Annotated in this window: 28 protein-coding genes and 1 pseudogene; 16 read left to right on the top strand and 13 right to left on the bottom strand. The window is 60.4% G+C overall.

Annotated elements, in window-relative coordinates; translation table 11 throughout:
- Nucleotides 1–18: 18 nt before the first annotated feature.
- The gene (locus AC1DXN_RS11585; RefSeq protein ID WP_477273792.1) at nucleotides 19–1,188 is read right to left on the bottom strand and encodes an acyltransferase family protein; all 1,170 of its coding nucleotides are present in this window, start codon (nucleotides 1,186–1,188) and stop codon (nucleotides 19–21) included.
- 46 nt (nucleotides 1,189–1,234) lie between these two features.
- Here AC1DXN_RS11585 and AC1DXN_RS11580 point away from each other — a divergent pair, with 46 nt between their 5' ends.
- Both AC1DXN_RS11580 and AC1DXN_RS11575 read left to right on the top strand, forming a co-directional pair.
- Nucleotides 1,235–3,049, top strand: coding sequence for a portal protein (locus tag AC1DXN_RS11580; RefSeq protein WP_477273790.1), 1,815 nt, complete (start codon nucleotides 1,235–1,237; stop codon nucleotides 3,047–3,049).
- A complete protein-coding gene (locus AC1DXN_RS11575) occupies nucleotides 3,046–3,369 on the top strand; it encodes a Bbp19 family protein (protein ID WP_477273788.1) in 324 nt (107 codons plus the stop codon). Before AC1DXN_RS11580 ends, AC1DXN_RS11575 begins: the two co-directional genes overlap by 4 nt.
- 217 nt (nucleotides 3,370–3,586) lie before the next feature.
- On the opposite strand, the gene AC1DXN_RS11570 is transcribed toward AC1DXN_RS11575, so the two are convergent.
- Complete coding sequence (locus tag AC1DXN_RS11570) at nucleotides 3,587–3,904, bottom strand: YMGG-like glycine zipper-containing protein (RefSeq protein WP_477273786.1); 318 nt, start codon at nucleotides 3,902–3,904, stop codon at nucleotides 3,587–3,589.
- Nucleotides 3,905–4,174: 270 nt separating this feature from the next.
- Here AC1DXN_RS11570 and AC1DXN_RS11565 point away from each other — a divergent pair, with 270 nt between their 5' ends.
- The 4 genes from AC1DXN_RS11565 (at nucleotide 4,175) to AC1DXN_RS11550 (ending at nucleotide 9,879) form a co-directional block, all read left to right on the top strand.
- Nucleotides 4,175–4,747 (top strand): hypothetical protein, encoded by a 573-nt coding sequence (locus tag AC1DXN_RS11565; protein ID WP_477273784.1) that lies wholly within the window; start codon nucleotides 4,175–4,177, stop codon nucleotides 4,745–4,747.
- A 218-nt stretch (nucleotides 4,748–4,965) separates the two neighbouring features.
- Nucleotides 4,966–5,877, top strand: coding sequence for a hypothetical protein (locus tag AC1DXN_RS11560; RefSeq protein ID WP_477273782.1), 912 nt, complete (start codon nucleotides 4,966–4,968; stop codon nucleotides 5,875–5,877).
- 354 nt (nucleotides 5,878–6,231) lie between these two features.
- A complete protein-coding gene (locus AC1DXN_RS11555) occupies nucleotides 6,232–7,566 on the top strand; it encodes a hypothetical protein (RefSeq protein ID WP_477273780.1) in 1,335 nt (444 codons plus the stop codon).
- A gap of 327 nt (nucleotides 7,567–7,893) precedes the next feature.
- Nucleotides 7,894–9,879 carry a hypothetical protein gene (locus tag AC1DXN_RS11550; RefSeq protein WP_477273778.1) on the top strand — a complete coding sequence of 662 codons (1,986 nt, stop codon included), beginning with the start codon at nucleotides 7,894–7,896 and terminating at the stop codon, nucleotides 9,877–9,879.
- Nucleotides 9,880–9,989: 110 nt separating this feature from the next.
- On the opposite strand, the gene AC1DXN_RS11545 is transcribed toward AC1DXN_RS11550, so the two are convergent.
- The 4 genes and pseudogenes from AC1DXN_RS11545 to AC1DXN_RS11530 form a co-directional block, all read right to left on the bottom strand.
- Nucleotides 9,990–11,903 carry an acyltransferase family protein gene (locus tag AC1DXN_RS11545; RefSeq protein WP_477273776.1) on the bottom strand — a complete coding sequence of 638 codons (1,914 nt, stop codon included), beginning with the start codon at nucleotides 11,901–11,903 and terminating at the stop codon, nucleotides 9,990–9,992.
- A 204-nt stretch (nucleotides 11,904–12,107) separates the two neighbouring features.
- On the bottom strand, nucleotides 12,108–12,992 hold the full coding sequence (locus tag AC1DXN_RS11540) for a glycosyltransferase family 8 protein (protein WP_477273774.1): 885 nt from the start codon (nucleotides 12,990–12,992) through the stop codon (nucleotides 12,108–12,110).
- Nucleotides 12,993–13,144: 152 nt separating this feature from the next.
- Nucleotides 13,145–13,369, bottom strand: a pseudogene (locus AC1DXN_RS11535) (CatB-related O-acetyltransferase); the annotation flags it as partial.
- Nucleotides 13,370–14,326: 957 nt separating this feature from the next.
- Nucleotides 14,327–14,755, bottom strand: coding sequence for a hypothetical protein (locus AC1DXN_RS11530; RefSeq protein WP_477273772.1), 429 nt, complete (start codon nucleotides 14,753–14,755; stop codon nucleotides 14,327–14,329).
- Here AC1DXN_RS11530 and AC1DXN_RS11525 point away from each other — a divergent pair.
- The 6 genes from AC1DXN_RS11525 (at nucleotide 14,733) to AC1DXN_RS11500 (ending at nucleotide 17,987) form a co-directional block, all read left to right on the top strand.
- On the top strand, nucleotides 14,733–15,281 hold the full coding sequence (locus tag AC1DXN_RS11525; protein ID WP_477273770.1) for a hypothetical protein: 549 nt from the start codon (nucleotides 14,733–14,735) through the stop codon (nucleotides 15,279–15,281). The genes AC1DXN_RS11530 and AC1DXN_RS11525 overlap by 23 nt on opposite strands.
- Before the next feature lie 129 nt (nucleotides 15,282–15,410).
- Entirely contained in the window at nucleotides 15,411–16,145 is a 735-nt protein-coding gene (locus tag AC1DXN_RS11520; protein WP_477242468.1) for a glycosyltransferase family 25 protein, read from the top strand.
- Nucleotides 16,146–16,228: 83 nt separating this feature from the next.
- A complete protein-coding gene (locus tag AC1DXN_RS11515; protein WP_477273768.1) occupies nucleotides 16,229–16,918 on the top strand; it encodes a glycoside hydrolase family 108 protein in 690 nt (229 codons plus the stop codon).
- Nucleotides 16,915–17,118 carry a hypothetical protein gene (locus AC1DXN_RS11510; RefSeq protein WP_477273766.1) on the top strand — a complete coding sequence of 68 codons (204 nt, stop codon included), beginning with the start codon at nucleotides 16,915–16,917 and terminating at the stop codon, nucleotides 17,116–17,118. The genes AC1DXN_RS11515 and AC1DXN_RS11510 overlap by 4 nt, the downstream gene beginning before the upstream one ends.
- Before the next feature lie 118 nt (nucleotides 17,119–17,236).
- Entirely contained in the window at nucleotides 17,237–17,476 is a 240-nt protein-coding gene (locus tag AC1DXN_RS11505; RefSeq protein ID WP_477273764.1) for an ABC transporter permease, read from the top strand.
- 187 nt (nucleotides 17,477–17,663) lie between these two features.
- Nucleotides 17,664–17,987 carry a hypothetical protein gene (locus tag AC1DXN_RS11500; protein WP_477243104.1) on the top strand — a complete coding sequence of 108 codons (324 nt, stop codon included), beginning with the start codon at nucleotides 17,664–17,666 and terminating at the stop codon, nucleotides 17,985–17,987.
- A 20-nt stretch (nucleotides 17,988–18,007) separates the two neighbouring features.
- Here AC1DXN_RS11500 and AC1DXN_RS11495 read toward each other — a convergent pair whose 3' ends face one another.
- The gene (locus tag AC1DXN_RS11495; RefSeq protein ID WP_477273762.1) at nucleotides 18,008–18,805 is read right to left on the bottom strand and encodes a hypothetical protein; all 798 of its coding nucleotides are present in this window, start codon (nucleotides 18,803–18,805) and stop codon (nucleotides 18,008–18,010) included.
- 117 nt (nucleotides 18,806–18,922) lie between these two features.
- On the opposite strand from AC1DXN_RS11495, the gene msrA reads away from it, so the two are divergent.
- Nucleotides 18,923–19,441: a peptide-methionine (S)-S-oxide reductase MsrA gene (msrA, locus tag AC1DXN_RS11490; RefSeq protein ID WP_477273760.1), complete on the top strand. Its 519-nt coding sequence runs from the start codon at nucleotides 18,923–18,925 to the stop codon at nucleotides 19,439–19,441.
- A 136-nt stretch (nucleotides 19,442–19,577) separates the two neighbouring features.
- On the opposite strand, the gene AC1DXN_RS11485 is transcribed toward msrA, so the two are convergent.
- On the bottom strand, nucleotides 19,578–19,721 hold the full coding sequence (locus tag AC1DXN_RS11485) for a hypothetical protein (RefSeq protein WP_477273758.1): 144 nt from the start codon (nucleotides 19,719–19,721) through the stop codon (nucleotides 19,578–19,580).
- A gap of 174 nt (nucleotides 19,722–19,895) precedes the next feature.
- Here AC1DXN_RS11485 and waaF point away from each other — a divergent pair, with 174 nt between their 5' ends.
- Complete coding sequence (gene waaF / locus AC1DXN_RS11480; RefSeq protein ID WP_477273756.1) at nucleotides 19,896–21,014, top strand: lipopolysaccharide heptosyltransferase II; 1,119 nt, start codon at nucleotides 19,896–19,898, stop codon at nucleotides 21,012–21,014.
- A gap of 87 nt (nucleotides 21,015–21,101) precedes the next feature.
- Here the strand turns inward: waaF and AC1DXN_RS11475 are convergent, their stop codons facing one another.
- From AC1DXN_RS11475 to AC1DXN_RS11455, 5 genes are all read right to left on the bottom strand, one after another.
- Nucleotides 21,102–21,569 (bottom strand): GFA family protein, encoded by a 468-nt coding sequence (locus AC1DXN_RS11475; protein ID WP_477273754.1) that lies wholly within the window; start codon nucleotides 21,567–21,569, stop codon nucleotides 21,102–21,104.
- A gap of 186 nt (nucleotides 21,570–21,755) precedes the next feature.
- Nucleotides 21,756–22,049, bottom strand: coding sequence for a hypothetical protein (locus AC1DXN_RS11470; RefSeq protein WP_477274014.1), 294 nt, complete (start codon nucleotides 22,047–22,049; stop codon nucleotides 21,756–21,758).
- A 37-nt stretch (nucleotides 22,050–22,086) separates the two neighbouring features.
- A complete protein-coding gene (locus tag AC1DXN_RS11465) occupies nucleotides 22,087–22,266 on the bottom strand; it encodes a DUF3606 domain-containing protein (RefSeq protein WP_477242490.1) in 180 nt (59 codons plus the stop codon).
- Between the two features lie 109 nt (nucleotides 22,267–22,375).
- Nucleotides 22,376–22,717: a hypothetical protein gene (locus tag AC1DXN_RS11460; protein WP_477273752.1), complete on the bottom strand. Its 342-nt coding sequence runs from the start codon at nucleotides 22,715–22,717 to the stop codon at nucleotides 22,376–22,378.
- 52 nt (nucleotides 22,718–22,769) lie between these two features.
- The gene (locus tag AC1DXN_RS11455) at nucleotides 22,770–22,937 is read right to left on the bottom strand and encodes a Thivi_2564 family membrane protein (RefSeq protein WP_477242494.1); all 168 of its coding nucleotides are present in this window, start codon (nucleotides 22,935–22,937) and stop codon (nucleotides 22,770–22,772) included.
- A gap of 206 nt (nucleotides 22,938–23,143) precedes the next feature.
- Here AC1DXN_RS11455 and AC1DXN_RS11450 point away from each other — a divergent pair, with 206 nt between their 5' ends.
- Nucleotides 23,144–23,713: a hypothetical protein gene (locus AC1DXN_RS11450; RefSeq protein ID WP_477242496.1), complete on the top strand. Its 570-nt coding sequence runs from the start codon at nucleotides 23,144–23,146 to the stop codon at nucleotides 23,711–23,713.
- Between the two features lie 276 nt (nucleotides 23,714–23,989).
- Nucleotides 23,990–24,154 (top strand): DUF3309 family protein, encoded by a 165-nt coding sequence (locus AC1DXN_RS11445; RefSeq protein WP_258602338.1) that lies wholly within the window; start codon nucleotides 23,990–23,992, stop codon nucleotides 24,152–24,154.
- The last annotated feature ends 261 nt before the right edge of the window (nucleotides 24,155–24,415 follow it).

The following is a 24,415-nucleotide window of genomic DNA, read 5'->3' as shown; positions in this document are numbered from 1 at the left end:
CCTCGACCTGAAAGCCGGCTAAAACTGTGTCACGCCCTCTCGGGCGCGCCGAAGTGAAAGCCATTGCCGCAGCAGGGCCCGGATATTCTTGTCGTAGACATAATGGGCGAGTGCCGAGACCGCGATGATCAGGGTGGATGTCGCCAGGATGAACGGCAGGCCGTGCTCGTTCCATGCGATATCGGTGACAGCTTGGACCGCGGCGTCCGACAGGCGGATGAGCGGCGTGTGAAGGACATAGATGGCGTAGGAGATGTTGCCGGAGAAGAGCGCAATCCAGCGCCAGAAACCGGAAAGCCGCAAGCGCGAGGCCACGAGAACGAGCCAGGGCCAGATCAGGACGATAACCACCAGGCTGTATAACTGGACATGTTCGGCGGGATCGAAGGTCATCAGCGCTCCGCACAGCACCAGCAGGAACAGCATATAGAGATTGCCATCCCGGCTGTCGCCGGTCGCATACCGGTTGAGAAAGACCCCGAGAAAGAACGAGAAGGCGATCCGGGCGGGCGCCGCGATCGTGTTGTCCCAGTAGGCGCCGCCGCCAAGCACGACACCGTGCCAGGCCATCAGCACCAAGGCCAGCAAGCCAACGCCGACGATGACGGCCAGCGAACGCGCAAGCAGCCTTGTGGCCAACGCGGCAAAGAAGGCATTGGCGACGAGTTCATAAAACAGCGACCATGCCGGACCATCAAGCGGGAAAAGCAGGTCGGGAGCCGTCGAGAGCGCCGGCGGCGTAGGCAGGAAAAGAACGGAAAACCCAAGGGTTGCAAGCAAATCCAGCCGCGAATACGCACCGAGCCCTTGTGTTGCGATGATTGCACCGACGCCGATCATGGCCAGGCCGAGTGCGGCGAAGTAGAGCGGGTAGAGCCGGAGAAGACGGGTCTCCGCGAAGGCCCAGAATGACATCCCTTTTCGGAACTTGTCGTCGTAGGCGTGGGCGATCACGAAGCCGCTCAGCAGAAAAAACAGGTCCACGGCGAGGAATCCTGAAGGCGCCAGATCATATCGCCGGCCCGTATATTCGGCGAAGTGGCCGAGCATCACCAGGACAGCAGCGATGCCCCTAAGGCCGTGCAGGGCGTCGAAGTGGGCCGTTTCCGCCCTTGGATCTCGCGTTTTGGTCATCCCGTTCCTGGCTGCTTTGCCCTGCCAATCTACGCACTGATTGCTGCGATGCACAAGAAAGTTTTGCGGCGCACACTCAACTCATACTCAGGAGCCTCCCATGGCCATTGAAGAAGGCTCGAGAAGCCGCGCCCACGATATCCTGTCGCGCCAGGCCGAGCTCGAAAGCGAGCGCAGCCAGTATGAGGCGGTCTGGGAGGCGGTGTCCGAGTTCTGCGACCCCGATGCGCCCGATGTCTGGAGCGGCCGCCGCAGCGGCGGCGCGGACTCGCAGGCCGAGCGGCAGGAGCGGCGGGGTGCGCGCGTCTACGCCAACACCATCAACTCGGCCGCCAACCGGCTGGCCGCGGGCCTGGAAAGCCTGATCATCCCGCAGTCGGAGAAATGGCATGGCCTGTCGACCGCCGCCATGAACGACGAGGAGACCGACGAGGAGAAGGAATGGGCGGAAGCCTTGCGCGATTTCCTGTTTGCGCTGCGCTATTCCGCCAATTCGAACTTTGTGCCGGCGACGCAAGCCTGCCTGCGCAATGTCGTGCGCTACGGCCCGGCCTATCTCTACGCCGAGGAAGGTTTTGACGGCACGCTGATCCGCTATGCCTCGATCCCGGTGGTCGAGGGTTATCTCGCGCGCAACCGCTGGGGCCAGGTCGACACGTTTCACCGCCGCTACGAGCGCACGGCGCGCCAGGCCGCGCAGCTGCTCGGTTACGAAAAACTGCCGGCGCGCATCAAGGTGCTGGTCGACGACCCCGCCAAATGCGAGACGAAAATTTCGCTGATCCAGTGCATAAAACCGCGCGACGAGCGCAAGATGTATCGGCTCGGCGGGTCCTACCAATATCTCGACACGGCCTTTGCTTCATATCACGTCATCGAAGACGAGGAAGAGATCGTCCGGGAAAGCGGTTTCCGTTCGTTCCCGGTGTCGTGCTTCAACTGGCGCCGCTACGAGGGCGACCCCTATGGCATCTCGCCGACCATCGAGGCGCTGACCACGGTTCGCGAGGAAAACGCCGTGCGCCGCTCCGGCCTGCGCGCCTTGCAGCAGGTCACCGATCCGGCGACCGCTTCCAAGGCCAGGCTCGACTATGTGCCGGTGCTCAATCCCGGCGAAAATTATCCCGGCCTGATCGACGACAATGGCCGGCCGCTGATCCAGCCGATCGCGACCGGCCAGAACCCGACCTACGCCTTCAACTATGCGGCGAGCCGGGCCGAGGAGATCCGCGACATGATGTTCGTCAATCTGTTCCAGACGCTGGTGCAGAACCCGCAGATGACGGCGACGGAAGCGCTGATCCGGCAAGAGGAAAAGGGCGCTCTGCTCGGCCCCTCCGGCTCGATCATCCAGGCCGGCTTTGCCAGCAATCTCGACCGCGAACTTGGCATTTTGGAAGACAAGGGACTGTATGACGAGGACAGCCGTTTCCAGCCGCCGGAAAGCCTCGCCGGCAAGGCGGTGCGGCCGACATTCACCGGCCCGCTCGACGTGCTGCGCCGCTCGGCCGAAGCGCGCGACACCATCCAGGTGGTGACGACGGCCATGCAGATGGCGCAGTTCGACCCCGGGGTGATGGACAACATCGACAGCGACGAGGCGATCAAGATCGTGCAGAGCGCCGGCCGCAGCCCGCAACGCATCTTTCGGCGCAAGGAGGAGGTCGACGGTCTGCGCGGCGCGCGAGCCAAAGCGCAGCAGGCGCAGGCCGGCATGGCGGCGATCGCCACCGCCGGCAAGGTCGCCAAGGATGCCGTGCCGGCGGCCGTGCAGGCGCGCGACAGCGGCTTGCTCGACAGTTTGCAAGGCCTGATGGGCGGACAGCCGGCCGCACCAGGCGGGCAGGGCGCGCCGGCTGACGCATCGAGTGGCCAAGGTGCTGGCGGCCCAGGCATGACAGGCGGCGGCGCATGAGCCAAAAACGCTTCGCCCATTCCAGCCAGGCCGGTGGCCCGGCCAAGGCGCGCGACGCGCTGACCAAGGCCTATCTCAGGGTCTTCTCCGGCCAGGACGGCGAGATGGTGCTGGCCGACCTCTTTGCCGCCACCGGCTACTACCGCCGCCCGTCCTATGGTGAATGGCTGGCCAAGACCAAAACGCCGAACGGCTTCGAACTGCACAGTGCGCTGAGCAATGCGCGCGCTGAGGTGGTGCAGCATATTATGGGGTTTCTGACCCTGGACGAGGCGCAACTCGCGGCGCTGGAGAAGGCGGCGCGGGCGGAGAGTAATTAGGAGGCGCCGACATCGAAGCTGCGCCCCTCTCCCCGTTCTACGGGGAGTTGAGGAGTGGCCCGCGTAGCGGACGAAAAGCCAACTGCTTGGCTTTTCGAATGACGAACGCCGGCAGGCAGGTGAGGGGCGGTGCCAGCCTATCAGAAGTTTGTGCTGCCCTCATCCGCCCTTCGGGCACCTTCTCCCCGTGAACGGGGGAGAAGGTGGGAGCTAGTGCTCAATAATCGCCGTTATAGTACCGGTCGTCGCAGGGTGCGGTGTAAATCCGGCCGTAGCGGTCCTGGTAGCGGCAGAGCTGTTCGCCGCGGCGCTGCGGCGTGGTCGCCTGGCCGATGACGGCGCCGAGCAAGGCGCCGCCGGCAGCACCCACGACCGTGCTTTTGGTGTTGCCACCCAGCGCCTGGCCGGCGAGGGCGCCGACACCGCCGCCGATGAGCGCACCGGTGGTCGCCCTCTGCTGCTGTTCGGTCTGGGTCGCGCAACCTGCCAGCGCGGCAGTCATGAGCACGGCGGCAATGGCTTGTCTGATGATCATCTCGAGAACTCCTTTGAAGCCCCAAACGCGGATCGGGGCGAATGGTTGCCAGTTGCTGGCGCAATGCGGCGGAACATGGGCACCATCTCTCACGATATGAGACATGGTTTCTCAGGCCTTGATGACTGAAGCCTTCAGGCTGAAAGATCGTGATCGAACAAGACGATAGAGCTTCGTCTTGAATCAGTCTGCAAGGCCCTATGCCGCCTCGATCCCAATCACCCGCGGCGGGTTGAGCCGAGAGAAAAGAATCCAAGAATGGAGATACCAATGACCCGAGGTCTTCCCCGGACGCTTGTCCGTGCCACAGCCCGTGAGGCCGGCCTTGCCCCGCCCAAGGCCGGGCTGAAAGCCATCACCACAGGGCAGGGCGGTTCGTACCGCACCGTGTTTTCCTTCAACGCCATGCCGGTCCCGGTCACCGATGCTCTGGCCTATGCCGCCCAAAAGATCTTCGATTTCCTCGACGGCAAGGTGCGCATCAAGGGCGGCACGGCAAGGCTGCAATTCGCGGTGCTGACCACCCGTGCGTCGACCATCAACGACAATGCCGCACTGACCTGGTCGCTGGGCTCGGTGGCCGCGTCGAGCGCGACACTGGCCGGCACCATGGTCAATGTGCTGGCCTCGACCGGCCGCACGCTGGACGGCGCCGGTGCTGCTTTGTCGACCGCCTCGACAGCCGATATCGCCGCCCCCGCGACGCTCGATGGCACGACAACACCGGTCGACCTCTATCTCAACCTGGCGTTCGCCACCGGCACCGACATCGATGCTGATGGGACGATTGCGGTGACGGGGACGATCACGCTGCTGTGGGAGAACTGGGGCGATAATGTGTAGGCGCTGATCTCCCCCCTCGAGGGGGAGATGTCGCCGGAGGCGACAGAGGGGGCCGGTGCGACCTGACGCGACGCCCTATTCCGCGCCGCATGAAGTCAGCGCTCCACGCGCGGCTACCCCCTCTGGCCTGCCGGATATCTCCCCCTCAAGGGGGGAGATATCAAGCTTCGCCGCCGGCGCCCTTGCGCTGGCATCTGACCACAACAAAGGAATCTCACATGACAGATCTGGCAGACGCCGGGTCCGTGGCTGCGCACGCGCAGCCGGCGGGCAACCCAGTACGGCCACCGGCAGGTGCGGACAACGGGTCCGCCGCGCCTGGCGCCAAAAGTTGGTTTGACGGTCTTTCCGAAGGCAACCGCAAGCTCGCTGAAACCAAGGGCTGGACCAAGCCTGAAAGCCTCGACCGGGTTTTCACATCCTATGCGGAGCTGGAAAGGCAGCAAGGCGAAAGCCTGCGCGTTCCCGCCGCCGACGCATCTCGGGAAGACTGGGACAGGTTTCATGCCCGGCTGCCCGAGACCATGCGTCCGCTGACATCGCCCGACAAGGTCGAGTACCGGCGCCCCGACGGGCTTCCGGAAAACTTCGCCTATTCGGATGAGCTTGCCCAGGCGTCCAAAGCCTGGGCGGTCGAAGCCGGCGCCACGCCCAAGGTGGCGCAGGCCTATCACGACCGTTTCGTCGGCTACATGGCCGAGCAGGCCAAGGCACAAGAGATTGCCCTTGCCCGCTCGGTCGAGGCCACGCACGACGATCTCGTCAGGGATTGGGGACCGACCGACAGCGACGGCTTTCGCCAGAAGCTCGAGGTCGCCAACCGGGCGATGAAGAAGCTCGGCCTGGTCAATGCCTACAAGGCGAAGGGCATCCTTCTGCCGGACGGGGCACTGACCGATCCTGAGATCGCCAAGGCGTTCCACGCCGTTGGCGAAGCGATGTTCCGCGAAGACACGATCGACGGTGGCGCGCGTTCAAGCGGAAGCAATCCGTTCAAACGCAACGCCGCCGGCGAACGCAACATTTCGGCGATTTCAGCCCTCGTCAAAAGCGACCCCGCCCGCGCCCGGCGGCTCGCGCGGGAGGCGGGCGAGAACCCGGACCGATGGATGCCCAACAACCCGCTCTAAGCTGTGTCGATATTCAAGTGATCCCGGCCTGCAAACGATGGCCTTCTGCGCTTCCGGTGCTCACGGACCGAAATGTCCGCTCCGCGCCGGTTCTCGAAAGCCATCATTTTCGGCTCGGCCTGACCTGAATCTCAACAACTTCATGTTCCGGAAATTCTGCCGTTTCCCCAAGACGTTTTACGTTACATCAACAGGCGACTAAGCGACCCCAACGGTTCGCAGAAGGATAAGCACGCGCTTGTCGATGAATTGTCATCTGCGACGGACGATCCAGCCGTCCAGGCAGCCGTGTTCCGGCAACTCTACCATTTTGGTTTGGCCCGACTTGTCCGCAACACCGCACTGGAACTCCAAATGACCCCAGCTGAGACGCAAGCTGCGGAACTGGAGCAAGCCGCGAACGCCGGTCTTCACGCCAACGGGGAAGCTTGGTCATACGATCCAACGCTTCGTGAGAAAGCCGGAGGATTTATAGCCGGCGAGGGGCGGCCTTACGGTCTACGCGCGGATCTAGCGCGAGCGCTTGTCGGATCTACCGGACTTGGGAACGAAGGCATCTCGGTTGCCGACGTCGCTCCTGTTATAGGCGGTGTGTTTTCCTCGCAGGAGGCCTTGCGGGCGCTGGAAGCTGGACACTACGGCGAAGCGGCACTCGACGCGCTCGGCGTAATCCCGAGCGGCGGTCTCGGCGGTAAAGTTGGCAAAAAAGTAGTCGGGGAGGTCGCGGAAGCGATTTTCGGCAAAGCTGCCAAGGACGCGGCTTCGCTGGCAAAACCCGCAGAAGAATTTGCGAGCAGAAGCGCAAACATCTATGATCCTCTGACCAAGCCGGCTCGCTCGATTTTCGACGACTACAAAGGTGCAGTGAAGGCGGATGACAACGAAAAGCTCCTCATCGACGCAAGAACCGGAAGACAACTCTCCGACCCAGAGACCGGAAGACTCCTCTACGACTCGGAAAGGCGACGCCTCGGCGACGGAAGAGTGGTTGGACGAAGCGCCGTGGGAGGAGAAGATTCTCCCCTCTTACCGGAAGAATATGCCGCTATTGTCAAGGCAGCGATTGGCGAGAGCCATAAGGCAGTCGAGAAAGGAGCGTTTCAAAAAGGAGTAGTCGGAAAATACGTAGTCGCTCCCGGTGCAAATGGTACCGAAAGGTCCATCCTCATTTTGAATACTCTTTCAAAAGACGCGGCAGACAAAGTCGGAGCACACGAGATAGGGCATATGATCGATGACATCGCAGGCAAGATTGTCAAGATCGATCAAGCTGGTCCAATTCGGATGATCGATCAGGAGGGGATCAAGAGCGAACTTAAATGGCTCTACAATGACCTCAACAATCCTGCCCTTCAAAGTGCACGCGCCGCAGGGCAGCCTGTCGAACAATTCTCATCGAAAGTGTATCGAGGATTTGGCCCTGAACAAATGGGCTATAAGACGGGGGTCGATGCCGACAGAGAACTAATGGCGGAAGCTATTCGCGCCTACATGGCCAATCCCAATTATATGAAAACCGTTGCACCCAGAACGGCCGCGCGCATTCGCGCATACGTAAATGACAATAAAGACCTAAGGGATATCATTCAGTTCAACAGCGTAGTTGGGATAGGTGGCGGTGGTGTCGGTGCTGCCGCCGTATTGGGGACGCAGAACGATTCAGCCACGCAGGGTGAATCTGGACTCTAGTAGACCCGAGAAGGGCCGAGGCTGACCGCCCAGTCACGGTCGCCGCACTTCACTAAGAATCCTTAAAAGTGCACTGTCACCGTAATCACGAAGCAAGAGCCTGGGCGCGCAATTATCCAGAAGACGAATAATAGTACGAACCGCGCAGCAACTGAGTTGCCAGAGGCCGAGCGCTTTCAGGAAGTGAAGTTCCGGAATAAGCGATCGCACCTGGCTAAGCGCACCTGCGCGTTCGTTCTATCCAAATCCCATTGTCAGCCCGCGCAATGACCCAAAATATCCTTCCAAGCCTCGCTTTCGCGGGGCTTTTTTCATGGAGCAAGCCTTATGGCCCGACCAGCAACTGCCGCCGTTCGCCTGTTGACCGGCGAACGCGAACCCGTGCGCCTGGCAACCACGGCCAACATCGCCCTCTATGGGCTGCAGACCATCGATGGCGTGGCGGCCGAGGTCGGCGACCGCGTGCTGGTCAAGGACCAGACGGACGCCTCGCAGAACGGCATCTACACCGCCAGCGAAGGCCATTGGCATCGCGCCGCCGACGCCCGCAGCGCCCGCACCCTGCAGAAGGGCACCACGGTGCATGTGCAGCAGGGCACGGTCTCGGCCAGTTTCGTCTATGTCGTCGAGACATTTGATCCGGTGATCGGCGCCGATGCCATTGTGCTCGCCTTCTACCTCTCGGATGACACGCTGGGCGATGTCGTGGGCGCGGCAAGTGCTGCGGCTGCGAGCGCTGCCGCGGCGCTGACCTCGAAGAACGCGGCCGCCACCAGCGCCACCAATGCCGGGACGTCGGCCACATCAGCCGCCGGCTCGGCCACCGCTGCTTCCGGCTCCGCCACCACGGCCGCGACCAGCGCCACCACTGCCGGCACCTCGGCCACTGCCGCCGCCGGCTCGGCATCGGGTGCCGCGACCAGCGCCACCAATGCCGGCAACTCAGCAACCGCCGCGTCGGGCTCGGCAAGTGCCGCCTCGGGCTCGGCCACGGCGGCTGCAACCTCAGCCACCAATGCCGCGACCTCGGCCACCAATGCGGCTGCCAGCGCCTCTGTTGCGGCAACATCGGTGGCGGCGCTCGGCTACACCTTTTCGACGACCACCACCGACGCCGATCCCGGCGGCGGCACCTTGCGGCTGAACAATGCGAGCGCCGCCGCGGCAACGGCAGCCTATGTCGACAATCTCGACGCCGGCGGCGCCACGGTGACCGGCCTTCTCGACACGCTCGACGACAGCACCAACACCATCAAGGGCCAGCTGACACTGCGCGCAAAAGCCTCCGCCGCCATTTCCTATGTCTACAACGTCACCGGCTCGGTGGTGGACGGCACCGGCTATCGCAAGCTGACGCTGGCCTATGTCAGCGGCTCCGGCACCTTGCCGACAACAGCCGACGGCATCTGGCTGATATTTGCCCGGGCAGGGGACAAGGGGGCGGACGGCACGGGAGCGGGCGACTTCTCCGGGCCGGCGTCTTCGGTGACGGACAACATCGTCACCTTCAACGGCATTACGGGCAAGGTGGGCAAGGACAGCGGCATCAAGGCGTCCGACCTGATCGCCGGCCCGGCATCGGCGATCGCCGACAACATCGCCACGTTCAACGGCACAACAGGCAAGCTCGCCAAGGACAGTGGTGTTGCTGTGTCGAGCCTGGCGCCAAAGGCCAGCCCAACGTTCACGGGGACGCCTGCGGCACCAACCCAGGCGCCGGGCGACAACAGCACGAAGCTGGCGACTACCGGATTTGTAAAAGCCGCGATCGACGTTGTCCTCGGCGGTGTGTCTGCGGCGTTCGACACGCTATCCGAGATTGCAACGGAACTTGGGCTCAAAGCCGCTATTGCCAGCCCAACCTTTACCGGCACACCCGCCGGACCGACTGCTGCGCCTGGCACCAACACGACGCAGTTGGCGACTACCGCGTTCACTACAGCAGCAATTGCGGCGCTGCCCTTCAAAAACGCTTATGAAACCACTCCGCAGACCCTGACGAAAGGTGGAACCGTCACCGTTCCTCACGGGCTCAGTGGTCAACCGAAGCTTTACCAACTGTACCTTCAGTGTGTGACCGCTGACCTAGGCTACGCCGTTGGCGATGAGACATTAGTATCTCCACAGACAGGCGGCAGTCAGGACCCACGAGGCATGGCGATCACCCCAGATGCTGTCAATATCAATGTGAAGATTAGCAACGACGCCAACAACGGCTTCTTTATGATTGTCAACAAGGGCACCGGAGCTCTGAGTACAGTTGGAACGAGCAACGCTGCAAATTGGCGTTGGATTGTGAGGGCGTGGCGATGACAATCTGCGGCAACGCTATATGCGGGTCACACTGACAAGGTGGCGCATACAAATTTTGTAGATGTCGCCGACCTCGCTCGACCGACCGATTCAAGGAACATAGCGCCGATTTAGCGGCCTGCTTTCTGGGCGAGCCCGATCTCTGCTTTGATCTTCTCTGCGAAAAGTTTTGATCCGACATCTGTCAGGTGCCCGATGTCGGCATGGACTGGGGTGCCGTCAAGGTACATCGGGCATTGCTGATTTGGGCACACCGCGTCGAGGACTGACACATACAAGGCCGATGTCTCAGCCATCTCAGCTTTCATCCGTCTATCCGCATCGAAAATGCGGCTGCGTATCTCGCCCTTGGAAACCGTGGAACGATCCCCTCGCAACCATCGACGAGCCAGAATGACAGGAACATCCTCTTCGTAAGACGGCGATTGGCCCAGGATAACGACGGACGTCCCAGCGGGAAATTCTGATATTTCCTTCTTTAGCAACTGCATGGCCGGTTCGTTGTAAAGCCAACTTCCCGACAAGTAAAACCACCTTGAAGACATGACGATAAGTTTTGGGCGGTTCTTCTGTATCCATTCAAAGGCCGCATCATTGAAGGCCTTACAATTTGGTTTATCTCCAATGTTAAGCCCAGCAATCGGCGGGCAGCCAGCAGCGTTCAGTTGGGCGAACACAAAACCCATATCTTCAAGAACGGGTCGAAGTCCAAGTGTGTAATGTGCGGCGTAACTGTCCCCCCACAGTAGCGCGACCGAGCCTTCTACGGGAAGGCATACGGCTTGATCTATCGCTTCATAGGTATCACCTGGTCCGACGAAACACTGACCAGAACGATAGTCCGCATTCATGCGGATGTCATTTTTGGAGCGGTAGGCAAGGAGTTGCTGAACATCAGGTGGCAGTCTGTCTATGAAGCCGCCGCTGGCGAACATCAAATACGCCAACCCGAGTGATGCGGCGACCCCAAACGTGGACAGCTGGAAGATCCTGCGTGGCCGCCAGAATCCCTTTCGGTTGCGAGTCGGGATCTCAACAAATTGGTAGGAGAGCACAGCCAGGCCCAATGACCCAGCGACTGTTCCAGCTAGAAATATCGAGAGCGGTGCGTTTGGGTAAAGAAGCCTAGTAAAGACGATGATGGGCCAATGAATCAGATAGAGGCTATAGGACGTGCGGCCGATATAGTTCAGCGGTTCCAGACCAAGAATACGGCTGGCGAAATTCTGATACTGTCCACCCCAAATTACGAGTGCCGCCCCGGCGCATGGAGGCAAAGCGGCGATGCCGGGAAACGACATAAACGATGAATATAGAAGTAGCGTGGCCAAAATCATGAGAAAGCCAGCAGCACTGGCGATAGAGCCTATCAAAGGCGATTTCGGTGGCTTGACAGACGGCAGGGCAATCATGCTGCCGATCAGCAGTTCCCAAGCCCTAAACGGAAGCCAGTAGAAAGTCGTCGTCGGAGAGACAGACAACATCAATTGGGAGGCAATGAGCGAACCGACCAGGAGGATCGTAAGGTCCAACGCAAATAGGCGGGGACCAAATCGCCACAGAAGCAGGGCTATCACAGGGAAGAGCAAGTAGAAATGCTCCTCCACCCCGAGTGACCAATAGTGAAGGAGCGGGCGCGTCTCGGCGGCCGGTCCGAAATACTCCGCCCGCGTGGCGAGGTTCCCTGAAAATAGCGAGGATGCGAGCAGGGATTTCGAGAACCTGACTAACTCGTCCGGCATGAGAATGGCGTAGGCTGCAAACGCAGTCAGCGTCGACACGGCGAAATAGGCGGGCAGGATTCGCCGCGCCCGCCGCTCGTAGAAGTCGATGAAGCTAAATTGTCCGATTGCCAAGCCTTGGAAAATTCGCCCACTGATCAAGTAACCAGAGATAACGAAGAACACGTCGACGCCTACAAAGCCCCCAGGCACAGCTGAAATGCCGGCATGATAAAATAGCACGGCAAGAACCGAGATTGCTCGTAAGCCATCGATGTCACGCCGATAATCTTGTTCTGGCAACTTGCTCCCCTACGCCCATGGCCAAGGCTTTCTTCATCTGAGAATGCGCTTTTCGCGCAACCAGTTGGAGAATCGCGACATTTGTTCTGATACCAGTGCGGCACTGCGCTCAGAGCCATTCCAAGCGGCTAACCCCGTGTGACGATTTGATATCGGAGAGAAAGAAAGACCGCAACTTCGGGTGGCGTTAACCGCTGGCGGCGCTCAGCCGAAGCCGCCAAGTCTTTCCGGAAAAGGCGCGGCCAGCATATGAGCGTCCGCATGTTGGGCATAGATCTCGTGCATCTTTTTGCCGTCGTAGCGAGCCCGGCGCCGCTGGACGTCCTTGGTCGCAAGAAGCCCCGTAAGGCGGTCAAACTTGCGGAAGAAACGTTTCATCACGCCTCGCTCGAATGGGATTTTCTGCTGAAAAGGCTTCCCCCACGGAGTATCCTGCGCCAATTCACGCCAGACTTTGAGCGCATCGAGTTCAACGCCGACCTGGTTTCCCCAAGGCTTTCCGGCGGTGAAATGGCGAGCAAATGCTTGCGAGAACCGATAGTCCAAGGTGCCATTGGACATCAGGTTCCAGTTCGGGTGCATCGTCTGCCACTTGCCTTCAAAAGCGATGTTAAGCGCGCCTTGATCTCCCTGTCCTTTTTCGGCCACGGCTTGCCGAGTCAGCTCCAACAAGCCCTGCTCGCGCACGGCTTTCATGTCAAAAACGAGGATGCCGGAATTGAAATACGGTGCCCCCGGCCGCATCGACATCATTTGACGATAGCTCGGCCGGAAATACATGTAGTCGTCATGAGCCGCCAACAGTGGCGCGTTCAGCTTTTGGCCGACGAGATCGCCGATATCTCGATTAAAGAGAACGTCGCAGTCAGTGTAGGCTATGCGCTCATAAGAATCGAAAAACGGAAACAGATCGGCGAAAAGCCTGATGCAGGCGGAGATGAGTCCGCCGGGAACGCGAAATCCTGATTCCTGCATAAACGCCGAAACGTCGATCAGTTTGACTCGCTCTGGAAGAATGCGCTTGGCCACGCGCATATCGGCGTCATCTACACCCAGATGAAGAATGAAGCCGTCGATGGGTGCGGACACGTCCAGTATCCGGCGCGCCGTCAAACAGGCGTATCGAAAATACTTGTCGTCTGCAGCCAGAAAGAAACACGAGCGCGAAATCAGGGCCTCCCAGATGCAAAATGCCGTTCGATAAAGGCCTCGATCGGGCCGTTCAGAGCGTCAGCCTCTCGTTTTATCTTCTCGTCATCCCACAACCACCATTGGATCGCCAGCAGCTTTGCGATGACATCCTCTGAAAAGCGATAACGGATGAGCTTGGCCGGGATGCCCCCGACGATTGCATATGGCGCTACATCTCTTGTGACAATTGCCCCGGCGCCAACGACGGCGCCGTGCCCGATGTGCACGCCAGGCATGATCGTTGCGCCAAGACCAATCCATACATCGTCGGCGATGGTCACCCCGCAGGGTTTGCCGCCGTTTTCAACCCGATCGGGCTTGTCCATCATTCGGCTGCGAATTGGGAAAGTCGTCGCGCTACTGACCGAATGGTTTCCCCCCGAGCACATAAAACGGACCTTGGCAGCGATCGAACAAAATGCTCCCACCGTCAGGGGAGCGCCCTCGGAAACGTAAAATAGCTTTTCGTGACTTACACCATAAGTGTGCCGACCAACCGTTACGCCAGCAGGCAGTCTACGCCGAAAAGGGCTCCTTTCGTGTAGCCATCTGGACAACCTGGACATCCGGAACTCCCTCTGCAGCGCCAGCACGACGTAGCCGCGATCACCCCAATCCACAACCCAGGAGGCGTAGACGGGCCGCAGCTTTGCGCGGGCGCATGCGCTCGTTTTGAAATACGAAGGCCGCTGTTCGCACAATCCGGCCAGTCCCAGTGGAGTGTGTTTCTATGCAACTGGGGAGCGTAGCCGAACGATGCGCCCCTAGGCCAATTCCCTAACGGGCTTATCAATACTCGGAGCGAAGAACGTCCCGTCGGCTAGAGGGCGGCGTGCACTCCATACCACCCGTGCCTGCACATTCCGAACAGCGCACGCTCGTGCCGGGGCATTTGTGGCTATGTGTCCCGGCTGGGCAGCAGTTCCCGTTCGAACTGTGCCATCTCGGACATTCGAACGTCTTGCCCGTGCCGCCGCAGCACTGGCACTCGACCATTTCTGAAAACGACGAACCCATCTTGCCCAACCCCAGGCGTTGTCTGGCAACGCCATTGCTCCATCGACCAGCGAGCCCCCGCTCGCATTTCAGAGTTTAATGGAAGGTAATTAAGTTTTTTCTAAAACACCAGTTCCGTGTCAGGCAGACCACGGAAAGGGATCCGCTCGAGCAATTGACAAACTGGCACACTTGGTGCTGAGCAGGGAAGAAATCCGTTCAACAGCCGACAGCGCCTAGCGAAATGAATTGGCGATGAGATCTAAAATTCTGAAGAGAACCGCCGATTCTATCAACCGCACCGAATTCGTCGGCAAGGCGAAATCCATCCGCGACAAGATTTCGTATCTGGTTTTTCGGGCCAAGGGGGCCAGCCGGGCGCGGGAATTCTCGCGGCTTTTGCAAGAAGCCGGGACGTCCAGCGTCTGCTTCACCATCGCTTTCAACACGCCCTGGGTCATCGACGCACTGACCAAGGCATGGCAGATACATTCGCCGGGATTGTCGCTGGTCGTCATAGACAATTCAACTGACGATGCCGCCAGACATTCGATTGAACAAATCTGTTCCGCCAGAGGCGTGCCATATCTCGGCTTGCCCAACCGTCGCGAGCGCCATTGGTCGCGTTCGCACGGAACGGCATTGACCTGGGTGTTCCACAACATCGTAAGGCACCTTCGGCCGGAATTGTTTGGCTACATCGATCACGATTGCTTCCCGGTTGCGCCCTTCGACATTCCTGCCCGGATGGAAGGCAAGGTCGTCTATGGGTTGAAGCTGGATGCCACTGAGAACTACCGCTACAAGCCGGGGGAAAACGAAACCAAATGGCATCTGTGGGGGGGCTTCTGCTTCTTCCGGTTCGCGGCCGTCGAGAAACTGAATCTGGACTTCAGCCCACGCATGGAACTCGGCCTGGACACGGGCGGCGGTAACTGGCCACCGCTCTATTCCCACTTGGCGGAAACTGATGTTTCAGCGGCACTCGAGGAGCCCGTTGCCGTCGTGCTGGCGGGCGCAAGGGGTGAGCATCAGATGCTGGACGCCGCGTTTTTCCATCTGGGAGGCTCTTCTTACGCCGGCCAAAAGTCACGCCATCACCGCACGCCGCAGCATCGCGAACTGTTGCGCGATTATGTCTGGGATCGTTTTCTGGGTGGCGCCCAGGGCCGGATTGCCAACGATTCCTGATCATTGGTCAAAAATCTTCCGGGCCAAGGCCAGGTCTACGCCCACGATACCAACGGCTGCTCGCGGCCGTGGATAAGAGCCCGAACCTCGCCTCTGGATTTTCGTGATCCGAAACACTAGACACCAGCCATGCCAGAGTTTCCAGCCGACAAGGTCTTCGTTCGCGTATGCCACGTCAAACGAGGCTACGAAGATCGGGAACGCCATATTTTGAAGGAGTTCGGTCGGCGCGGTGTGCCGGTCGACTTCTTCCTCGACTGGGATATTCCTGATGTGACGGAGGATGTCAGAGCATCGTTTGTCGGATCGGACAAATTGCTGCCGTCAGAAATCTCGCTGGCCCTGAAACAGGTCGGCATATGGCAGGCGTTTCTCGAAACAGACAAGCCGTTTTGCCTGGTGTTTGAGGACGATGTGTTCCTCGACGCCGACTTCGTCGGCAAATTCAACGAGTGCGTAGCCGAGTTCGGCAGTCCGGACCGAAAGGCTGTCGTCTATCTCGGCAGTGGCAGCAACTACTACGTGCCGCGATGGAAGTTGCGGAAGGGCCAAAGGCTCTACCCAGCGCTGCATGCGCGTTGTGCGGATTCCTATCTGATTACACGCTCGGTTGCCAAGGCTCGACTCGATTGGTTGGTCGAGCACAAGCTGTCAAAACCGATCGACCATCAGATTGAACATATCGATGAGAAACTAGGCATCGAAATGCTCTGGTTCGAGCGGCCGATCGTTGAACAGGGAAGCCAGAACGGTGCTTTTCAGAGCACTGTAGCGGGCGCTGCTCGCCGCTTGTGGTTCAAACGGATTGCCTGGAGTTGGAAGAAAGCCACACGGCGTTTCTTCGGCCACAACGCGCGCAGCTAGGCGCCTTCCGGCCTACCCTCAACGCATCCGAAAGGTCGCTTCATGCGGCCTTTTTCATTTCCGGCAACATCAAGAGGCACACCATGGACCGCAATTTTTCGCGGGCGCTTGCGCTCGTCCTCAAATCCGAAGGCGGCTGGTCCGACAATCCGGCCGATCCCGGCGGCGCCACCATGAAGGGCGTCACCCTTGCCAATTTCCGCCGCTTCGTGAAGCCCGACGCGACCAAGGCTGAATTGCGAGAGATCACCGACGAGCAGGTGGCAACCGTCTATCGCCGCTTCTATTGGGACACAATTGCCGGCGCCGAGCTTCCGGAAGGGGTCGACTATGCCGTGTTCGACTTCGCCGTGAACAGCGGGCCGGGCAGGGCGACGAAATACCTTCAGGCCGCCGTCGGCACGGCGCAGGATGGCAGGCTTGGCCCGGCCACGCTGCGGGCCGTCCGCGCCAGGCCGGCGGGGACGATTATCGACGATCTCTGTGACGCCCGCCTGACCTTTCTGAAGCGGCTGCCGACCTGGCCAATTTTTGGCAAGGGCTGGAGCGATCGGGTCGGCTCGGTGAGGTCGCGGGCGCTGTTGATGTCGGGGGGCTTCGTCCAGCCGGCTCCGGCAGCTTCGACGGCCCCGCAGCAAACCCAACAGCAAGCCGAACCACCTGCACTGCCTGGTCCTGATTCGCAGCCTCCCGCCGCTCCGGCCGAGCCCAATCTGCTCTGGCGCGTGCTGTTTCAAATCCTCAAATTCATTTTCGCAAGGAACCCGAAATGACTGCTGTCCTTATCCGCATTGCGCTGCGCTACGGCGCCGGTGTCCTCGTCGCGCGCGGCCTGCTCGGCGCCGGCGATGCCGCGGCCCTGTCCGCCGATCCCGACGTTCAGATGGCTCTGGAAACCGGCGTTGGTCTGGCGATCAGCGCCGCCACCGAGGGCTGGTACCTGCTTGCCCACAAATTCCACTGGCCGAAGTGACGGGAGACGCCGCGATGCTCGAAATTGTCACCGAAGTCATCCGTCAGGCGCTGCCCTGGGCGGTTGGCGCGCTCTTTGTTGCAGTCGCGATCGGCTTCGCGCTCGTGTGGTGCTGGCAATGACCGCGCTCCTGTCTTTCTTCACCGGTAACCCGGCGTTTCTTGGAATGCTGGCGTCCGTCATTGCAGCACTTGGCTGGGGCTTTCACCAGCGGCTCGCCGGCGCCAGCGCCGAGCGTGCCCGGCAGGCCGCCGCAGAAACCGAAGCGCGCGAGATTGCCAACCGGATCCAGAACGATATCGGGGCGCTGCCCGCTGAAACCGCTCGAAAGGAGCTGAAATCATGGGCAAAGGATTGAGCCTCGCTCTGGCCGCAGCCCTTATCGTGGGGCTCTCCGGCTGTACGACCACCAAGGGCAGCCTCTGCGCGATCTCATCGCCGCTCCGCTTGTCGGCCAAGGCTGTCGACGCGCTGTCAGACGCCGAGGCGAGGGCGCTGCTGGCGCACAACCGCAAGGGTCAACGACTTTGCGGGTGGAGGCCATGATGCACGATTTCTTCGATATGCTCGGCATAAAAGGCCCCGTCGTTGCCGCGGGGCTTGCCGGCGGCGTGCTGCGCGCGTTGTCGCGCCATCGCTACAAGCTGCGCGAAATGGTGGCTTCGCCGATCTGCGGCGCGCTGGCTGCAGCCTATCTGACGCTGCCTACCGTGTCCTATTTCAAAGCAACCGGCCTGCCGATGCCCAACCCAGCCGACGACACCACGACGCTCGCCGCCGCCTTCCTGATCGGCGTCTCGGCGATGTGGATCTCGGATATTGTCTTCGAGGTGGCCGTGCGGAGATACAAGGCGGCGAGGGAAGAGTGAACCGATGGCGGCTGCCGTACCTAGGCAAGAGGCCGTAGCCGTCGCCAGGCCCTCATCAGCCCGCCCTTTGGAATGTTCTTGTGGGTGTAGCTCTGGAACCGATGTGTCAGACGCTTTGCGTCGTGATTGCGCAAATAGGCATCAACACGTTGTTCAAATGGCGCAGCGGGGTAGGGCGGAAAGCGTTCCGGTGTGGGATGGGACTCATTGTAGATCGGCGCGCGAAAGACCGACATCTTGGCCAGAAAGCATTGGTCCGAGAAGCCGTAGCCGAGGAGGAAATCGCCTTCCTGGCCGAAACTCTCCGACTTTGCTTTTTCAAACCGGTCGTTCCAGCTCAGGTTCGCAACGATAAAATCGCTTCTGCTTTCCATGAGCTGAATGGCAGGTTCGATCCACCGGAAGCGGCGCTTCGGGTAAGAGTCGCCCGTATAATAAAGCAGATAGTCGGCGGTGCTGGCGTGAACGGCCACCAGCGGGCCGATCGAGTAGAAGTGGCCACGGCCGAAAGATGCCTTGTCGATGTGCAAAAACCTCAGCGCGGCATCAGCGCAGTCTTCCGAGAACAAATACTCGTCGAGGTCGCCGCGAGCGACTGCCGCTTTTGCAGCTGCTTCGACAGGACCGCGCGCCTTGACATTGTTGATGATCAGCCGGCGCTTTGAAAAAGTGTGAACGCTACGCTCGACCACGACGCGCAGGTAGTCTTTTCCAAGCACGATCTGCCAATCGTTCTCATAGCAGTTGGTTGCAAAATCGACAGACAAGACACCGTTTTTTGGCAATGAACGCCCAACCCCAACCATCGACTTCCCCACTGCCGTGTCTATCCGCGGAACTCGGCCCCCACAAGTCCGGCTTTGATAGTTGGGCACGACGGCTGGACGAAAGAGCCGACAATCCCCACTTTAGGAGAAATCCGAAGGAGACGTGATATGGCGACTTCCACCGAACGGGCAGTCCTTGCCGGCGGCTGTTTCTGGGGCATGCAGGATTTGATACGGCGCTACCCGGGCGTCATCTCGACGCGTGTCGGCTATAGCGGCGGCGATGTGCCCAATGCCACTTACCGCAACCATGGCACCCATGCCGAAGCCATCGAGATCAACTTCGATCCCGCCAGGATCAGCTTTCGCACGCTGCTTGAATCCTTCTTCCAGATCCATGATCCGACAACGCGCAACCGCCAGGGCAACGATGTCGGGATGAGCTATCGCTCGGCGATCTTCTACACCAGCGACGAACAGAAGCGGATTGCCGAAGACACCATCGCCGATGTGAATGCCTCTGGCCTGTGGCCAGGCAAGGTCGTCACCGAGCTTGCTCCAGCAGGCGCCTTCTGGGAGGCGGAGCCCGAGCATCAGGACTATCTGGAAAAATATCCCAACGGCTACACCTGCCATTTTGTCAGGCCGGGCTGGAAGCTTCCTGTTCGCGAAAAGGCCGTTTCATAACGCGCCGGATCGACCTGAATTGGAACCGTCGCATCCAAAGGTGCGGCGGTTTTTCGCGTTTGAGGCTCGTATTCCGACCAGCCCGCGCCGCCGGCGAAAGGCTGGCTCGTTCTCGCGCCGTGACCAGACGTACGCTCTAGAAGCCGAAGAATTGCTTGCCGATCCAATATCCAAGCGCGACCACCGCCAGCGGAAACAGAGCAGGCGCCAGCCAGCCCACGGCAGAGCCCTTTGCCGGTGTGGGGTGGTGCCTGGAGGTGTTTCCGAGATTCTTGGTCATTGGGCATAGTAGCAGATGCTGATTAACGAGTCCGTAACCTGGTCCCGAACGTCTTGCCCTCCCGCCGCGGGGAGCGTTGCCCGAGACGGTCGGCGCGGTAAGCTCTCTAGCAGCCTCAAGTGCGATTGCGAACTCTCCATTGGTCTCAAAGAAGCACCCGCAAACGCCTCGACAATGCCGCGAATCTGCTGCTACGAGGTTTCCAATTCAAAAGGTGGCACGGGGTTATCTGGACCTGTATGCCCGAATCCTCGATGGCGAAGCACTTCCTTGACAACCAGCGATCCAATCCTTCTGGTCGGCTTTTCGGCGGTCGGCGACTTCGTCCGCTGCCACTCCGCCATTCAGATCATTGCCCAAAAATTTCCGGATCGCCCTATCGATGTGATCACGTCGTCCGTGGCCCTGCCTTTGGCAGGGCTTATGCCTCATGTCAGGAAAGGCTGGGCACTCGACAAGCGTCACCTGCGACTCGGCATTGGGGAGCGCCGCCGATTGGTCGGCGAACTGCGTAAGCAGAATTACCGCACGGCCTATCTGATGACCAGCACCACCAAGGCGGCGCTGATGACGTTCATGGCCGGCATACCCGAACGCATCGGCTATCCGCAGGAGTGGCAATTCGGGCTGCTTAATCGTCTCCCGGCCGATTGGCTCGGGCATCTTTGGGAGTTCGGCCCGCGCAAGAGGCGGATCTTCGAAGAGGTCTGCTCGATTGCCTCGCTTGGCGAAAAGCCGGCTGCAGACACGCAATGGCCGGCACCGCAGCTGGTGGTCGATCCAGCAGAACTGGATGACTGGCGCCGGCGTCAGAAAATCGATGCCGACCGGCCAGCGCTCTCGCTCTACACTGCCGATGTTGACAATTTTCGGTCATGGCCTGTCGAGCGCTTCATCTCGATCGCCAAGGACTATCATGATCGCGGTTGGGCGATCTGGATCGTCGGTGGATCGCGAGAGCGCGCCGGCGCCGCGCAGATCCGCGCAGCCATTCCTGAGGCGGTCGATTTCACCTCGACCCCGTCGATTGCCGAAGCAATGTGCCAAATCGCTGCCTCGACCATGTTCCTTGGCGTCGACGGCGGCATCTCGCACGCCGCCGCCGCCCTGAATGTCCCGTGCGCGCTTATCTACGGAATGAACCGTCCCTATGTGCATGGACCGGTAAACAGCCACGTCCGCTTTCTTGAGCCACGGCTGTCGACACCCAGTTGGATCACGGACACACTCGGCGTCAGCGAAGACCGCGTGCGGGAGACCCTGGCCGGTCTTTCAACCGAAGTCCGCACCTGAACGGCACAGCAAAYGCACGGCGTCAGGATCGCTCGTTCATGTTCATCGCGCCCGCCTCGCAAACGACTCCGGCTTCTTGACTGCTTCTTAGGCCGACTTGCGCAACGGCTCACTGCCGGAAGACGTCTCGCTGTCCGCGGTGGAATCTTGCGCGTCCGTCTGATCGCCTTCGACGCGGTCGTGCTCGAACTGCTGAGCCTCGGGCAGGGGCTGCAGCCAGTGCTCGCGGCGCCCGATCCACAGCTCATAGGCAGGTTCCAGTCCTTCGGACGGCGCCAGATCGAGACTGCCGACCATCACTTCGACCTCATCTTCACCGACGAAGCTGACGCGGCCGCCGCAAGTCGGGCAAAAACTCCTGCCGCCGTAGCTGTTGACGATACCGTTCGTTTCAAATGCTGCCAGCGGCCAGACCGCGAAAGCCGAGAAGGCTGATCCGCTGGTCTTGCGGCAGTCTTTGCAATGGCAAAGACCCGTCCGCAAGGGATCTCCGGTCACCACGAATTGCACGCCGCCACAAAGGCAGCTGCCACTTCTGCGGATGTCGTTGGACATAGCTGCTCCCTCCTGGCTTGGCTCACGCGGTCAAGATGTCGCTACGCCAGCCTCGCGCAGAATCAATTCGCTCGAGGCGCAACGGTTCCACGCGAGATATCAAAAGGCGTCGATGACGCACCGGCGCCAATTTCAGGCCCGGCCGCCGAGCATGCAACAACAGGCTGCACGCCGATCGCGATCCGGTCAGTTGGGGAAATCCAAGACCGGCTCCTGGCATCGATAGACCCGGCATTGACCGTCGCGTGTCGGGACAGCGGCAGCGGTCGGCACCTCCGGCCAGTCGCATTCATTGCCGAACTGGCGGACATAGCGAGTATAGGCATTCGGCCCGGTCGTCAGCACCGCCGCGCGATGGCTCTGGATCAGGGTTTGCGTCTGTTCGCAGGTCATCTTGCGCGTATCCGGCCGGGCGTAGGCCGCAGCCGTCGCAGCAAGCAGGATCGTTCCAGCTGTCAACGCGATTGATCGAAAAGGCATGACAATCATGTAGCGCTCGAGACGCATAGCCGACCGACTAGATCCTCGTCGCCATATAGGCGTCGAGTTTCCGCCTCGACGGCCCGTAACGCTTGATGATCGTCTTGGCCTCGCTCGGCGGAATGCCATACTTTTTAGCGAAGGCAGCGACTTCGTATGGTTCTTCGCCGGATACCAGTCTTCGGTCCGCCTTGGTCTTCGATTTGTCGTCGGTCATGGGTAGCTCTCGCACTGATAGATTGCAGGTTTGTCGGTCATTCGCTATGGACGCCGATCCGCAGTCGAAGTCCATAGCCGGAACTGCCGCCCGCGCTGTTCAATCACGCTTAGAACCAGCGGCGCTCGGGCTCCGAACTCTTAGCGATGGCGATGCCGAGGAGGACGCCCAGCATTCCGCCAAGCACCATCGCCGACGATATTGTGCCCGGATTCTGCTGGACCGTATCCGACACCGTCTGCGCCTGGCTGCGCAATTGCTGGGTTGTGCGCGAGGCTTTGTCAGCCGCGCTTTCATACCAGCCTTGCGCGGTCTCGGCAGCCTCTTCGGCTTGCTCGGACAGGGTGCGATTGATCTTGGTGATCTCGCGCCGAAGCTCTGCGATCTGCTTCTTCATCGCTTCCTGCGTATCGTCGGACGCCTTCGCGGCGCCTGCTTGGGTGTCGGCCATCGTTTTCTCCTTGTAATGTAAGGTGGAAACGCTCGCAGCCCCCGCTCGGTTCCTAGAAGACAGCCAGGTATTTCAGCATCGAGATAATACCGATGATGATGACGACGATCTGGGCGATCTGTCTCGTGCGGCCATCGAGCGGCAGGCGCTGGACGAGATAGAGCACAAGAATGATCACCAGAAAGGTGATCAGGATGCTGATGAGAACTGATGAAGCCATGTCCCTCACTCCGTTGGCTGTTTTGAAAAAACATGAAGTACGCTGCAGCAAACGGTGCAGCGTCGGATTGGTTCCTCAAGCCGCTGGCGCAGCCACGGGATGGCTTCCGTTCGCTCCTCTCTCATAGCCCTCATGGAACAATTCGTCCGCATGTTGCTTGAGTCCATGGATCCGCGCCGATTTTGCGCGCTCCGGGAGAAATCGACATGAAAACGATAGCTGGACTGTACGACACCTATGGCGACGCCGAAGTCGCGGTTCGTGAGCTCGAGGGTGCCGGCATCCCGACAGATGAGATCAGCATCATAGCCCCGGACGGTTCGCAGCGCAGCGGCAGTCCGGCCGCCACAGGCGCCAGTATCGGAGCCGCGGTCGGTGGCATCGGCGGTTTTCTGGCCGGCATCGGCGCGATTACAGTTCCGGGTCTTGGGCCTGTTGTCGGCGCCGGGTGGCTGGTATCGACGCTGACCGGCGCTGCGGCAGGCGGTATGGCCGGCGGCGTGCTGGAGGCCTTTGCCGTTGCGGGCATCGATGAAGCCGATGCCTATGTCTACGCCGAGCATGTCAGGGGCGGTGGAACCATGGTCATGGCCCGGGTTGGGCAGGCGCAGGAGGATGCGGCAACCGCGATATTGACACGATCGGGCGCTGACGCGCGTCGCGGCGACTCTGAGACCGCGGGCTGGTCAAGCGACGCGGAAATTCCCTTGGCCGAAGAAACAGGGAAGAAATCCGCAAAGGCGTCGATCCCTTCTGAATCCGAATTTCCACGCTAGGATGCTGTCCGGCAAATTCCTTGTCTAACGGACGCAACTTCATCCCGCCCCGTGCATTATTTCTCTGATCGCTGGGTCCCTCCAGGCGGTCAAGGGCTGAAAGGCCTATCGCCCGCTGGCTCCCGGCCAGCGGGCGTTTTTTTGTGCCCTTTTCTGGCCCGGGGCCGTGCCCGTGTCATCAGGTGGAACAGGAACGCGCTTCGCGAGTTCCTATGCTGATCAACAGGCGGAGGAACGCACCTGTTGCAACAGCGCCAACTGGCAGAGGAAAACACCATGGGTCTCGGCACTATTCTCATCATCATTCTGGTCATTGCCTTGCTGGGCGGCTTCAGCGGCTTTGGTGGCGGGCCATTCTACGGCACCGGCTATTATGGCGGTGGCGGTCTCGGCCTCGTCCTCCTCATCGTCATTATTCTGGTCGTACTCGGACGCATCTAGCGTCGCTCGCAGCGATTTCAGGCCCGCCGTGCCTAAGGGAGCGGCGGGTTTTTTGCATTCACCGGTTGAGGTGATTTCCACTCCGATATGTCAAATTTAATAGACCGCGGCCGGCTGGATAGGTTCCTTTCTGTTGTTGGGCTGCGGCGTTTGGGGTTGGGCCGCCGCAGCTTGGCAACCCGCTGCGCCGAAAGGCGCGGCGGGAACCCAAACCCCTCACGTGCATTTAACGGTGGTAGCAATCCGTTAGAAACGTACGGG

This window comes from Mesorhizobium sp. P2_H9, assembly GCF_056403215.1.
This window is presented reverse-complemented; position numbering and strand designations above follow the sequence as displayed.

Excerpts from the sequence above, each read along its gene's own strand:
- AC1DXN_RS11580 (WP_477273790.1), top strand. The coding sequence starts at position 1,235 with ATGGCCATTGAAGAAGGCTCGAGAAGCCGCGCCCACGATATCCTGTCG.
- AC1DXN_RS11575 (WP_477273788.1), top strand. The coding sequence starts at position 3,046 with ATGAGCCAAAAACGCTTCGCCCATTCCAGCCAGGCCGGTGGCCCGGCC.
- AC1DXN_RS11570 (WP_477273786.1), bottom strand. The coding sequence starts at position 3,904 with ATGATCATCAGACAAGCCATTGCCGCCGTGCTCATGACTGCCGCGCTG.
- AC1DXN_RS11565 (WP_477273784.1), top strand. The coding sequence starts at position 4,175 with ATGACCCGAGGTCTTCCCCGGACGCTTGTCCGTGCCACAGCCCGTGAG.
- AC1DXN_RS11560 (WP_477273782.1), top strand. The coding sequence starts at position 4,966 with ATGACAGATCTGGCAGACGCCGGGTCCGTGGCTGCGCACGCGCAGCCG.
- AC1DXN_RS11555 (WP_477273780.1), top strand. The coding sequence starts at position 6,232 with ATGACCCCAGCTGAGACGCAAGCTGCGGAACTGGAGCAAGCCGCGAAC.
- AC1DXN_RS11550 (WP_477273778.1), top strand. The coding sequence starts at position 7,894 with ATGGCCCGACCAGCAACTGCCGCCGTTCGCCTGTTGACCGGCGAACGC.
- AC1DXN_RS11530 (WP_477273772.1), bottom strand. The coding sequence starts at position 14,755 with ATGTTGTGGAACACCCAGGTCAATGCCGTTCCGTGCGAACGCGACCAA.
- AC1DXN_RS11520 (WP_477242468.1), top strand. The coding sequence starts at position 15,411 with ATGCCAGAGTTTCCAGCCGACAAGGTCTTCGTTCGCGTATGCCACGTC.
- AC1DXN_RS11515 (WP_477273768.1), top strand. The coding sequence starts at position 16,229 with ATGGACCGCAATTTTTCGCGGGCGCTTGCGCTCGTCCTCAAATCCGAA.
- AC1DXN_RS11510 (WP_477273766.1), top strand. The coding sequence starts at position 16,915 with ATGACTGCTGTCCTTATCCGCATTGCGCTGCGCTACGGCGCCGGTGTC.
- AC1DXN_RS11505 (WP_477273764.1), top strand. The coding sequence starts at position 17,237 with ATGACCGCGCTCCTGTCTTTCTTCACCGGTAACCCGGCGTTTCTTGGA.
- AC1DXN_RS11500 (WP_477243104.1), top strand. The coding sequence starts at position 17,664 with ATGCACGATTTCTTCGATATGCTCGGCATAAAAGGCCCCGTCGTTGCC.
- msrA (WP_477273760.1), top strand. The coding sequence starts at position 18,923 with ATGGCGACTTCCACCGAACGGGCAGTCCTTGCCGGCGGCTGTTTCTGG.
- AC1DXN_RS11485 (WP_477273758.1), bottom strand. The coding sequence starts at position 19,721 with ATGACCAAGAATCTCGGAAACACCTCCAGGCACCACCCCACACCGGCA.
- waaF (WP_477273756.1), top strand. The coding sequence starts at position 19,896 with ATGCCGCGAATCTGCTGCTACGAGGTTTCCAATTCAAAAGGTGGCACG.
- AC1DXN_RS11475 (WP_477273754.1), bottom strand. The coding sequence starts at position 21,569 with ATGTCCAACGACATCCGCAGAAGTGGCAGCTGCCTTTGTGGCGGCGTG.
- AC1DXN_RS11470 (WP_477274014.1), bottom strand. The coding sequence starts at position 22,049 with ATGCCTTTTCGATCAATCGCGTTGACAGCTGGAACGATCCTGCTTGCT.
- AC1DXN_RS11465 (WP_477242490.1), bottom strand. The coding sequence starts at position 22,266 with ATGACCGACGACAAATCGAAGACCAAGGCGGACCGAAGACTGGTATCC.
- AC1DXN_RS11460 (WP_477273752.1), bottom strand. The coding sequence starts at position 22,717 with ATGGCCGACACCCAAGCAGGCGCCGCGAAGGCGTCCGACGATACGCAG.
- AC1DXN_RS11455 (WP_477242494.1), bottom strand. The coding sequence starts at position 22,937 with ATGGCTTCATCAGTTCTCATCAGCATCCTGATCACCTTTCTGGTGATC.
- AC1DXN_RS11450 (WP_477242496.1), top strand. The coding sequence starts at position 23,144 with ATGAAAACGATAGCTGGACTGTACGACACCTATGGCGACGCCGAAGTC.
- AC1DXN_RS11445 (WP_258602338.1), top strand. The coding sequence starts at position 23,990 with ATGGGTCTCGGCACTATTCTCATCATCATTCTGGTCATTGCCTTGCTG.